Here is a 10,927-nt window from a genome sequence, read left to right on the forward strand (position 1 = left end):
TCTAATCAGCTATGTATTCACTGAAAAGTAACATCCTATAAAAGATGCTGGGTTTCCCCATTCGGAAATCTCCGGATCAAAGCTTACTTACAGCTCCCCGAAGCATATCGGTGTTAGTCCCGTCCTTCATCGGCTCCTAGTGCCAAGGCATCCACCGTGCGCCCTTATTCACTTAACCTTATCTTGACTTTCGTCAAGGGTCTTACTAATTCCCATGAGCGATCATGTTCCTTAGTAATAAATAAGCAATTGAACTTATTAAAAAACTCATTCAACGCGGTGTTCTCGGTTTGTTTAAAATTGTTTCTGTATCCAGTTTTCAATGAACGAATGATGACTGACGTCATCAATGGAGCCTAGCGGGATCGAACCGCTGACCTCCTGCGTGCAAAGCAGGCGCTCTCCCAGCTGAGCTAAGGCCCCGATATTGCTATCTAATTGAGAGTAAACCTCTCAAAACTGAACGAATAAAACATTCCTGTGTAGTTTCCGTAACGTTCATCTTCGATGAACTATTTCCTTAGAAAGGAGGTGATCCAGCCGCACCTTCCGATACGGCTACCTTGTTACGACTTCACCCCAATCATCTATCCCACCTTAGGCGGCTGGCTCCAAAAGGTTACCTCACCGACTTCGGGTGTTACAAACTCTCGTGGTGTGACGGGCGGTGTGTACAAGGCCCGGGAACGTATTCACCGCGGCGTGCTGATCCGCGATTACTAGCGATTCCGGCTTCATGTAGGCGAGTTGCAGCCTACAATCCGAACTGAGAGAAGCTTTAAAAGATTAGCTTAGCCTCGCGACTTCGCGACTCGTTGTACTTCCCATTGTAGCACGTGTGTAGCCCAGGTCATAAGGGGCATGATGATTTGACGTCATCCCCACCTTCCTCCGGTTTGTCACCGGCAGTCTCGCTAGAGTGCCCAACTAAATGATGGCAACTAACAATAAGGGTTGCGCTCGTTGCGGGACTTAACCCAACATCTCACGACACGAGCTGACGACAACCATGCACCACCTGTCACTTTGCCCCCGAAGGGGAAGCTCTATCTCTAGAGTGGTCAAAGGATGTCAAGACCTGGTAAGGTTCTTCGCGTTGCTTCGAATTAAACCACATGCTCCACCGCTTGTGCGGGCCCCCGTCAATTCCTTTGAGTTTCAACCTTGCGGTCGTACTCCCCAGGCGGAGTGCTTAATGCGTTAGCTGCAGCACTGAAGGGCGGAAACCCTCCAACACTTAGCACTCATCGTTTACGGCGTGGACTACCAGGGTATCTAATCCTGTTTGCTCCCCACGCTTTCGAGCCTCAGCGTCAGTTACAGACCAGAGAGCCGCCTTCGCCACTGGTGTTCCTCCATATATCTACGCATTTCACCGCTACACATGGAATTCCACTCTCCTCTTCTGCACTCAAGTTTCCCAGTTTCCAATGACCCTCCCCGGTTGAGCCGGGGGCTTTCACATCAGACTTAAGAAACCGCCTGCGCTCGCTTTACGCCCAATAAATCCGGACAACGCTTGCCACCTACGTATTACCGCGGCTGCTGGCACGTAGTTAGCCGTGGCTTTCTGGTTAGATACCGTCAAGGGATGAACATTCTACTCTCATCCTTGTTCTTCTCTAACAACAGAGTTTTACGATCCGAAAACCTTCTTCACTCACGCGGCGTTGCTCGGTCAGACTTGCGTCCATTGCCGAAGATTCCCTACTGCTGCCTCCCGTAGGAGTTTGGGCCGTGTCTCAGTCCCAATGTGGCCGATCACCCTCTCAGGTCGGCTATGCATCGTTGCCTTGGTGAGCCGTTACCTCACCAACTAGCTAATGCACCGCGGGTCCATCCATCAGTGACGCAAAAGCGCCTTTCAAACCGAAACCATGCGGTTTCGATTGTTATACGGTATTAGCACCTGTTTCCAAGTGTTATCCCCTTCTGATGGGCAGGTTACCCACGTGTTACTCACCCGTTCGCCACTCCTTTTCTTTCGGTGGAGCAAGCTCCGGTGAAAGAAAAAGCGTTCGACTTGCATGTATTAGGCACGCCGCCAGCGTTCGTCCTGAGCCAGGATCAAACTCTCATAAAAAGTGTTTGAAACAGTCTTGCGACTGTTAAGCTCAATTGTATTAATTGACTTGCTAGCATATTGCTTGCTATGTTGTTTGCTTCTATAATAGAAGCGCCCTACACATTTGGTTTGTTTTATTCGTTCAGTTTTCAAAGGTCTACGTTGTTTGTCGCTTTGTTTCAGCAACTTTTATATCTTAACAGGTTACCGAGTAAATGTCAACGACTTTTTTTGAAGTTTTTCCGAAGAGATTATCGACATTTTTTTCTGCGACTTTGATAGAACAACTGAAAATCAGCCATCTGTCAACGATAATTTTAGGTGCTCCGAAAAATTGTTTTCTGTTTCAGAACATAAAATAATATAGCAGTTTTATAGGAATTGGTCAATGAAAAAATAAGAATTTTCCCCACTTTTTTTAAACCCGATGAATAAATATAAATGTTGTGTTCTTTGTTCGTTTTTTTGATCAACAAGCCAATTGTTTCAACATCTCAAAGAATTAATTTTCGTCATTTTATTTTTGATTTTTCCTTAACTCAAGGTACTGAGTTTCGCCTTCCTTCGATTTCTTTGGTAAAATAGTAATGTAATTATTTTTTATATGGACGGAGGAACATTTAATGAAAGTATTAGTTGCAGATGATGACAAAGAAATTGTCGAACTACTTAGTATTTATTTGCATAATGAAGGCTATGAAGTTGTAAAAGCATATGATGGAAAAGAAGCGCTAAGTAAACTTCGAACTACTAATGACATTGATCTACTATTATTAGATATTATGATGCCTGTGATGGACGGTATGCAAGTCGTAAAGGAATTAAGAAAAGAATCTCAAATTCCGATTATTATGTTAACAGCTAAAACAACGGATATGGATAAAATCAAAGGGCTAGTTGCGGGCGCCGATGATTACGTAACAAAACCTTTTAATCCTTTAGAGGTTATGGCAAGAGTAAAATCTTTATTGCGCCGTACTCAGATGCATGTTGCGGAGGATCAACCAGATATACTAGAAATCCAATCTTTGATTATCAATAAAGATTCTCATGAAGTAAAAACAGTTGACGGAAAAGAAATTCAATTAACTGCTCTAGAATTCGGTATCCTCTATCTGTTAGCTAGTCATCCAAATCGTGTTTTCAGTGCTGATGAAATTTTTGAACGAGTTTGGAAGCAAGAAAGTATCGTCTCCGCAAAAACAGTCATGGTTCATGTCAGCCACTTACGTGATAAGATCGAAGAAGCGACTGATGGCGAAAAAGTGATCCAGACTGTTTGGGGTGTGGGCTATAAGATTGATGCAAAATAACATTGAGAAAAAAAAGCGTATCACTCTCACCTCAAAGGAAGTCAGTGAATTAATTGCTGAAGGTATCGTCACAGTTATCTTATTACTTCTATTAAATGTGGCGATTATGGTTCTATTCACACAAATGCTTCAGAATTCTCCTGATTTAACTGATGCAATCTATCGTTCAAAAGATATTTTTGCTAATAACTTTGATAGTGATATATTTTGGAGTGGTCGTAATTTTGTTATTCCTTTCTTTATCATTATTGATGGTTTAGTTGTTTTTTGGCGTTTGATTCGGCGTTATCGACAAATGCAGCTCCGTCATATCATAAATGAGCTTCATTACATTGCTAATGGAAATTACAACTATCGAATTCCTTTCGAATTGCGCGGTGATCTTAGTAAAGTTGTTGATAGTATTAATGGATTGGTTGACAGTACTGTTGCTGCTATTGAAGACGAGAGAGAGATCGAAAAATCCAAAGATGAACTGATCACCAATGTCAGTCACGATATTCGGACTCCTTTGACTTCAATCATCGGCTATCTTGGTTTAATTGAAGATGGTCAGTATCAAAGTGATGATGAAATCCTGAAATATACCAGTATTGCTTATAAGAAGGCAAAACAAATGAAGTCTTTAGTAGAAGATTTATTTGAATATTCTAAAGTTCGACAGCCCTCTGTTCCCGTTAATAATGTATCTTTTGATATGGTACAATTATTAGAACAATTGGCTGCAGACTTTGAGCTAGAAGCTAAGAAAAAAGATATTCAAATCCAAGTAGAGACACAGGAAAGTCAATTGGTAATGGATGGTGACACAGAAAAACTCGTCCGCGTCTTTAATAACCTGATCACTAATGCATTAAAATATGGAGCTGAAGCCGACAAAATAATCATCGAGATTGAGAAATCAAAAAATGAAGCCGTCGTCACTGTTAAAAACAATGGTACTCCAATCCCCAGAGAAGCCCTTGATCAGTTATTTGATCGTTTTTATCGAGTTGATGGTTCTCGTTCTCAAGAAATCAGCGGAACTGGGTTAGGGTTAGCTATTGCCCAAAATATCATTAATCTTCATGGCGGCTATATCTATGCTCAATCAAATGAGGATTGGACGTCGTTTATTATTCACTTACCACTTTATAAGAATCAAATAAAGTCTACGCCGGATAATCATTGACTTTAAATTTTTGATTGCTTATACTGTTCTCAATAAGACATGCAGGAAACCAAGTACGTAAGTTTGTTTTTTTAGAGAGTTGATGGCTGGTGAAAATCAACAAAACAACTTAGGGAAATCCAGTTTCGCATACTGCGTTTTTTGAAAGAAAGACCGGGTAACGTCGATATCCGTTAATCAAGTGCAGCTTTAGGCTGAATTTGGGTGGTACCGCGAAATTCAACACCGTTTCGTCCCTGTTCATGGGATGAGACGGTGTTTTTTATTTTAAAGGAGGAAAAATCAATGCTAGATGTAAAAATGATCCGTAATAATTTTGCAGAAGTAAATGAAAAATTGGCAACTCGTGGCGTCAAAAAAGATGTCTTGGAGCGTTTCTTGGATTTAGACGAACAACGCCGACAATTATTAGTAAAAACAGAAGAGCTTAAAAAATACCGAAATGATGTTTCAGGCGAAATTGCAAAATTAAAACGTGAAAAAAATGATGCTGCTGATAAAATTGCCGAGATGAAAGAAGTCGGTGTAAAAATTAAAGCTCTTGATACACAAGTGGCTGATATCGATGCACAATTGACTGAGATCGCAACAACTTTACCGAACCTCCCCCACGACTCTGTTCCTATTGGTGAAGATGAAGATGATAACGTCGAAGTACGTCGCTGGAGCGAACCACGACAGTTTTCTTTTGAACCAAAAAATCATTGGGATATTGCTGAAGAATTAGATATCTTAGATTTTGAACGTGGAGCAAAAGTTGCTGGTAGCCGTTTTGTTTATTACAAAGGCTTGGCAGCCCGTTTAGAGCGTGCTGTTTATAACTTCATGCTAGACGAGCATGTCTATGAACAAGGCTACACCGAAATGATTACACCTTATTTGGTGAATAGCAAAGCAATGTTCGGAACAGGACAATTTCCTAAATTTAAAGAAGATGTCTTCCAAGTTGAAGATCGCGATTTAACGTTGATTCCAACTGCTGAGGTCCCGTTGACAAATTACTATGCTGACGAAATTTTAGATGGAAAAGATTTACCGATTTACTTTACTGCTTTGTCTCCTTCTTTCCGTTCTGAAGCAGGGAGCGCTGGTCGCGATACACGCGGATTAATTCGCTTGCATCAATTCCACAAAGTAGAAATGGTCAAATTCAGTAATAAAGAGAATTCTTATGATGAACTAGAAAAAATGACCCAAAATGCAGAAATTATTCTACAAAAACTAAACTTACCTTACCGTGTTATTACTTTATGTACTGGAGACATGGGCTTCTCAGCTGCTAAAACTTATGATATTGAAGTTTGGGTTCCTGCTCAAAATACTTATCGTGAAATCAGCTCATGTTCAAACTGTGAAGATTTCCAAGCACGACGCGCAATGATTCGTTATCGCGATGAAGACAGTAAAGTTCAATATGCGCATACGTTAAATGGATCTGGCTTAGCTGTTGGTCGAACCGTCACCGCTATTTTAGAGAACTATCAAAATGAAGATGGATCAGTTACGATTCCAGAAGTATTAGTTCCGTATATGGGTAATGTAAAAGTTATTAAAAAAGAAGACTAATAGTTAAAACTCTGTTCTTAATTTTAGTCAAAAATAGAGCGGCCTCGTATTGTGAGGCCGCTCTGTTTTCGATTATCAATAATCTGAAAATATTAATCTTTTATTGTTCAACTGAATAGTTTGGAGCTTCTTTTGTAATTTGAACATCGTGAGGATGTGATTCTTTTAAACCATTTCCGCTCATTTGGACAAACTGTGCATTTTCACGTAAATGTTCTAAGTTCCCCGCACCAACGTAACCCATTCCAGCCTTCAATCCGCCAATCATTTGGAAAATAATATCTGCCGCAGTACCTTTGTAAGCCACTCGTCCCTCGATACCTTCTGGAACTAGTTTGTTCGCTTCATTGACTCCACTTTGGAAATAACGATCACTTGAACCTTTTTCCATTGCTCCTAATGATCCCATGCCTCGATAAGTTTTAAATCGACGCCCTTGATAAATTTCAAATTCACCAGGAGATTCATCTGTACCAGCTAACATTGAACCTAACATAACTGCATGTCCACCAGCTGCCAAGGCTTTTACGATATCACCAGAATATTTGATTCCACCATCAGCAATGATTGCTTTGCCGTATTGACGAGCAACAGAAGCTGCATCATAAATGGCCGTCAATTGTGGTACTCCAACGCCCGCAACGACACGCGTTGTACAAATTGATCCAGGACCAATACCAACTTTAACAACATCTACACCTGCATCATATAACGCTTTTGCGCCTTCAGCGGTTGCAATATTGCCGGCAATTAAAGTAGCCTCGGAGAATGTTTCACGAATCTCACGAATTTTACGTAAAACTCCTGCGCTATGTCCATGAGCAGTATCGATTACGATGGCGTCAGCCCCTGCTTTTAATAAAGCTTCTGCTCGTTCAAATGTATCACTAGTAACACCGACTGCCGCCGCAACTAATAAGCGACCATGCTCATCTTTCGCTGCGTTAGGAAATTCAATAACCTTTTCAATATCTTTGATCGTGATTAATCCGCTTAAGCGACCATCTTCATCAACGATTGGTAATTTTTCAATTTTGTGTTTTTGCAGTGTTTTTTCTGCATCCTGTAATTTAGTACCAACTGGCGCAGTGACTAAACCATCCTTTGTCATAACCTCATGGATTGGGATATCATAATCTGTTACAAATCGCATATCTCGGTTAGTAATAATACCGACTAATTTACGATTTTCAAGCGTTTCTACGATTGGCACACCACTAATACGATAGCGACTCATCAAATCTTCGGCATCTTGTACCTTATGTTCTGGTGTTAAGAAAAACGGATCAATGATTACACCGCTTTCTGAACGTTTTACTTTTCGAACCTCATCTGCTTGGGCAACAACACTCATATTTTTATGGATAACTCCAAGTCCACCTTGTCGAGCCATAGCAATCGCCATTTTACTATCTGTTACAGTATCCATACTTGCACTCATCAATGGAATGTTCAGTTTGATATTTTTTGCCAATTGTACACTCATATCCACTTCATTCGGTAATACGTGACTCTCAGCCGGAATCAACAAAACATCATCAAATGTCAGACCTTTTTTTGCAAATTTCGTTTCCCAATTAGACATTGTTCGTTACCACTCCCCAGAATTATTTTTAATAAAAAAACTAACAGAATGAACGAGTGAAGTCAACAACTTGAGGCAAAATCCTCATCTAACCTTTATCTTTCTATTTATTCAAACCATTTTTCAAGAAATTCCGTTGTAATTTCACTTTCTTCTTCAATAATCTGATATGTCGTTTTATTTGTTTCAGTATCGCGAATTAAATAAAAGCCTTGCTTATTCATAAAATCATCTAAGTGTATTACTGTATAACGATCATCTATTTGCTGAATTCCCTTAAATACCTCACGTACCAATAATTTTGCTTGATGGATATTCTTTTGTCGCTGGTGGGCTCTTTCCACTGATGCGGTCAATGTGTAACCTTCATCTAAAAAATGCTTAATAATCTCTACCTTGACAACCATTGGTAACTTAAATTTTCGATTTCCGCTCTTTTCACCTGTTGATTCTATATATCCTTTTTGCTCCCAATAGCGAATCTGTCGAGGTGAAACACCCGTTACTTTACTCAATTCACTAATGCCGACTAATAAATCATCACTTTCTAGAAGTTGCTTGACCGTACTATTTTTCACAATGCATCCCTCTCTTCATTTCTGATTATACTTTTGCTAACAATGGTGTCAAGTAAGTTGACAAAGAAATTGAATAGCAGTAAAGTTACAGACGAACAATTATTGTTTCTGAAAATTTCTTAAAAGAGAGAAGGCGTTAGATCGTGAGTAATACGCAAACGGTCGATATTTACGGAAAACCCTACAATCGTTCCTTATTAGTTGTAGTACTATTAATTGGAACCTTCTGTACGGTGTTAAACCAAACATTATTAACAACAGCCTTTCCAGCACTAATGAAAGCTTTTAATATATCTGCTTCTAGTGTTCAATGGCTAACAACTGGCTTCTTGCTGGTAAATGGGATTATGATCCCAATCAGCGCATGGCTGATCAATAAATTTAGTTCAAAGAGATTGTATCTAACAGCGATGACAATCTTTTTGATTGGAACAATAACTTGTTTCGTTGCCCCCAATTTTTCTACTTTATTAATTGGTCGATTAATCCAAGCTGCTGGAGTAGGTATTTCCATGCCATTGCTTCAAAACATCATGTTGTCAATTTTCCCCCCAGAAAAACGCGGCTCAGCGATGGGAATGGCTGGTATCGTCATCGGTCTCGCTCCTGCTTTAGGACCTACCCTATCTGGTTGGATCATAGATCATTATACTTGGCGTGACCTTTTTGGTATGGTCATTCCAATTGTCATTTTAGTTTTAGTACTAGCATTCTTTTTGATGAAAAGTGTCATTCAATTATCTAATCCAAGTATTGATGTGTTGTCGGCCTTTTTATCAACTGTCGGCTTTGGTAGCTTATTATATGGTTTTTCTTCCGTAGGTAATGATGGTTGGGGCAGCTCAAAAGTTATTAGTTTCTTAGTCATAGGGGTATTCGTTATCGGTTTATTCGTATGGCGTCAACTACATTTAGAACATCCATTCTTAGAACTACGTGTTTTCAAATCTCCAACTTTTACAATTGCTGCTATTTTAAGCGGTGTCGTAAATATGGCAATGGTTGGTGCTGAAATGGTTCTTCCTTTATATATTCAAAATATTCGTGGTGAATCTGCCTTTCATTCCGGATTGATGCTATTGCCAGGAGCTTTGATTATGGGGTTGATGATGCCGATTACTGGTGCAATCTTTGATAAACACGGAGCTAAACGATTAGCAATCAGCGGGATGTTAATCCTAACCGCAGCTACGTTACCATTTGCTTTCTTGACTCAAGAAACACCAATTGTAATGATTGTTATTCTTTATGCAATACGGATGTTTGGTATATCAATGGTTATGATGCCAGTTACTACTTCCGGTATGAATGCTTTGCCAATGAATTTGATTAGTCACGGTACTGCGGTAAACAACACTTTCCGTCAAGTTGCTAGTTCAATCGGTACGGCTGTTTTAATCAGTATTTTAACTAATGTCACAAAAGACAACTTGCCAAAAGCAAGTTTGCTAAAATCCTTACCTTTGTCTTATAAAGACCAAGCAATCAACGCCACATTATCTGGTTATCATGCTGCTTTCTTCGTAGCTGTAATTTTCGGACTAGTGGGCTTTATTATCACCTTCTTCTTGAAAAACAATAAAAAGATCGAAGGAGGGAATGTAAAATGATTTTTGTTATCACAATTATTAGCGTAATAGCATTTGCTTTAACAAATATTTTTGCTAAAAAAGCTTGGCAAACATTCCTTTCGATTATATTCGCAGCAATATTCTTAGTTAGCCTAGGTTTTATTATTGCAAACGATCACGATCACTATGGTATGAAGAGAGTCACTGAAACGACTACTCAATCATTAACTTCATCTGCTGATAGCAAAGATATGAAGATGTTGCTTTATCAACCACTTGGTAACGGAGAAGAAAAAGTTTTTTTGTATAAAACCAATGAATCACAGATAAAACCAAAATCAACGGGAACAGATCATGTTACGAATCTCGTAAAAAAGGATCAAACAAAATCTCAATTAAAAATAAAGAAATCCTATTGGGTCTACAAAAATAATACTGCGAAATTTTGGTTTAGATTTACTAGTAAAAATCATCTGTTAATCGAAGAAAAAAATATCTTTGAAGTACAAAAAAATTGGCTGGTTTTAAGTACTAAACAAGCTAAAAAGCTAGCAGAAATAGTACAAGAAAATAAAACTTCTATGCAAACTGAAGCAAAGTCATTTGTCCAAGATAAAGTGAAAGAAGCTCTGATGAAAAATCCAACTTTGAATCAAGCAGCACAACAAAAAATCATTCAACAAGCCACTGCTGATTATCAGCAACAAACAATAGCAAAAATAATTGCTAAGGTAACAAAATAAAAAAGGGCTCTAAGTCAAATCGTGTTGTTTTCATTAAATCACTGAAAGGAAATGCTTCGGCGTTTCCTTTTTTCTTTTTGTTTTTTTGCTCAAATAATGTCGCAAAGATTCTGTTGAATCAGAATTCGCATACGAAGGTGGCGAAAGGTTCTAAAACCGAATGCCACTCTCTTAATCACTTTAATCAAGTTATTCTTCCCTTCAAGTTTTCCGTTCGAATAGGGGTATTTTAACGCATTGATAATCGCTTGTTTGTGTTTGTTTAAGTAAAGAATCGCTTTTTTAAATGCTGGATCAAGCATCGGAGGTAAGTGATCAATGCGTTCGTAAAAGTC

At 39.1% G+C, this 10,927-nt stretch carries 8 protein-coding genes, 1 tRNA gene, 2 rRNA genes and 1 other annotated feature (1 of these 12 only partly in view); of the genes, 5 read left to right on the top strand and 6 right to left on the bottom strand.

Translation table 11 applies throughout. The features are described from left to right. The 3 genes from OMU_RS07090 to OMU_RS07100 all read right to left on the bottom strand — a co-directional run. Nucleotides 1–178, bottom strand: a 23S ribosomal RNA gene (locus OMU_RS07090); its annotated part reaches 2,500 nt to the left of the window's first position; the annotation flags it as partial. 172 nt (nt 179–350) lie between these two features. Beyond that, nucleotides 351–423: transfer RNA gene (locus OMU_RS07095), tRNA-Ala, on the bottom strand. 101 nt (nt 424–524) lie between these two features. Further along, nucleotides 525–2,083: ribosomal RNA gene (locus OMU_RS07100) — 16S ribosomal RNA — on the bottom strand. A gap of 605 nt (nt 2,084–2,688) precedes the next feature. Here OMU_RS07100 and croR point away from each other — a divergent pair. The 3 genes from croR to serS all read left to right on the top strand — a co-directional run bounded on the left by croR (nt 2,689) and on the right by serS (nt 6,115). Continuing rightward, a complete protein-coding gene (gene croR / locus OMU_RS07105; RefSeq protein WP_016179267.1) occupies nt 2,689–3,378 on the top strand; it encodes a response regulator transcription factor CroR in 690 nt (229 codons plus the stop codon). Continuing rightward, nucleotides 3,368–4,549 (top strand): sensor histidine kinase, encoded by a 1,182-nt coding sequence (locus tag OMU_RS07110; RefSeq protein WP_016179268.1) that lies wholly within the window; start codon nt 3,368–3,370, stop codon nt 4,547–4,549. The genes croR and OMU_RS07110 overlap by 11 nt, the downstream gene beginning before the upstream one ends. Nucleotides 4,550–4,584: 35 nt before the next feature. Continuing rightward, nucleotides 4,585–4,790: a binding site (T-box leader), on the top strand. Between the two features lie 44 nt (nt 4,791–4,834). Beyond that, complete coding sequence (gene serS, locus OMU_RS07115; RefSeq protein WP_016179269.1) at nt 4,835–6,115, top strand: serine--tRNA ligase; 1,281 nt, start codon at nt 4,835–4,837, stop codon at nt 6,113–6,115. A gap of 100 nt (nt 6,116–6,215) precedes the next feature. Here the strand turns inward: serS and guaB are convergent, their stop codons facing one another. Continuing rightward, complete coding sequence (gene guaB, locus OMU_RS07120) at nt 6,216–7,700, bottom strand: IMP dehydrogenase (protein ID WP_016179270.1); 1,485 nt, start codon at nt 7,698–7,700, stop codon at nt 6,216–6,218. A gap of 107 nt (nt 7,701–7,807) precedes the next feature. Further along, on the bottom strand, nt 7,808–8,278 hold the full coding sequence (locus OMU_RS07125; RefSeq protein WP_016179271.1) for a MerR family transcriptional regulator: 471 nt from the start codon (nt 8,276–8,278) through the stop codon (nt 7,808–7,810). A gap of 143 nt (nt 8,279–8,421) precedes the next feature. On the opposite strand from OMU_RS07125, the gene OMU_RS07130 reads away from it, so the two are divergent. Beyond that, nucleotides 8,422–9,888 (top strand): MDR family MFS transporter, encoded by a 1,467-nt coding sequence (locus OMU_RS07130; RefSeq protein WP_016179272.1) that lies wholly within the window; start codon nt 8,422–8,424, stop codon nt 9,886–9,888. Continuing rightward, nucleotides 9,885–10,592: a DUF4811 domain-containing protein gene (locus OMU_RS07135; RefSeq protein WP_016179273.1), complete on the top strand. Its 708-nt coding sequence runs from the start codon at nt 9,885–9,887 to the stop codon at nt 10,590–10,592. The genes OMU_RS07130 and OMU_RS07135 overlap by 4 nt, the downstream gene beginning before the upstream one ends. 89 nt (nt 10,593–10,681) lie before the next feature. Here OMU_RS07135 and OMU_RS07140 read toward each other — a convergent pair. Continuing rightward, nucleotides 10,682–10,927 (bottom strand): ISL3 family transposase (locus OMU_RS07140; RefSeq protein ID WP_016178671.1); only part of this gene is annotated, 246 nt, incomplete at its 5' end.

Source organism: Enterococcus avium ATCC 14025 (genome assembly GCF_000406965.1).
Taxonomy (GTDB): Bacteria; Bacillota; Bacilli; order Lactobacillales; family Enterococcaceae; genus Enterococcus_A; species Enterococcus_A avium.